The sequence below is a fragment of the Pseudomonas sp. K5002 genome (genome assembly GCF_013386655.1).
Lineage (GTDB): Bacteria > Pseudomonadota > Gammaproteobacteria > Pseudomonadales > Pseudomonadaceae > Aquipseudomonas.
In genome coordinates this window covers 1-786 of sequence record NZ_JACARK010001502.1, presented here as the reverse complement: position 1 = coordinate 786, position 786 = coordinate 1, and the positions used below count along the sequence as shown (strand labels likewise).

The following is a 786-nucleotide window of genomic DNA, read 5'->3' as shown; positions in this document are numbered from 1 at the left end:
GTGAAGCCCTGGCAACCCTGGCCCAGCATCCCCACGGCGTCGCCCATCAGCTTTTAAGCAAGCTGATGCTGAGCAAGGACAGCCTGGACTTGCTGCTGGCCAAGGGCCTGGTGCAGGTGGAGATTCGCAAGCACGCTCCCGGCGAGCGCCACGAACACTGGCTGGCCCAGCCGGAACTGCCGCTCAACCCCGAACAACGTGCCGCCTATGAAGCGATTCGCGCCGGTTTCGACAGTTTCCACGCGTTCCTGCTGGCGGGCGTCACCGGCAGCGGCAAGACCGAAGTCTATTTGCAACTGATCCGCGAAACCCTCGAAGCCGGCAAACAGGCACTGGTGCTGATCCCCGAGATCAACCTCGGCCCGCAAACCCTGGCGCGTTTCGAGCAGCGTTTCAACGCGCGCATCGCCCTGGTGCACTCGGCGGTCAACGACCGCGAGCGCCTGGAATCCTGGCTCGCCGCCCGGGACGGCGAGGCCGACATTATTATCGGCACCCGTTCGGCGCTGTTCACCCCGATGAAAAATCCCGGGCTGATCATCATCGACGAAGAACATGACGGCTCCTATAAACAGCAGGAAGGCCTGCGCTACCACGCCCGCGACCTGGCGCTGGTGCGCGCCCGCCAGGAAAACATCCCGATTGTGCTGGGCTCGGCCACGCCTTCCCTGGAAAGCCTGCACAACGCCTACACCGGGCGCTACGGCCTGCTGCGTCTCAATGAGCGGGCCGGCGGCGCCAAGCAGCCACGCTTCCTGCGCCTGGACGTTAAAAGTCGCCCGCTGG

The 786-nt window shown here is 64.6% G+C and carries 1 protein-coding gene; it reads left to right on the top strand.

The genetic code is table 11. From position 1 onward, the window contains the following. Nucleotides 1–786, top strand: a 786-nt coding sequence (gene priA / locus HX846_RS37525) for a primosomal protein N' (RefSeq protein ID WP_178967502.1), incomplete at both ends; no start/stop codon positions are given.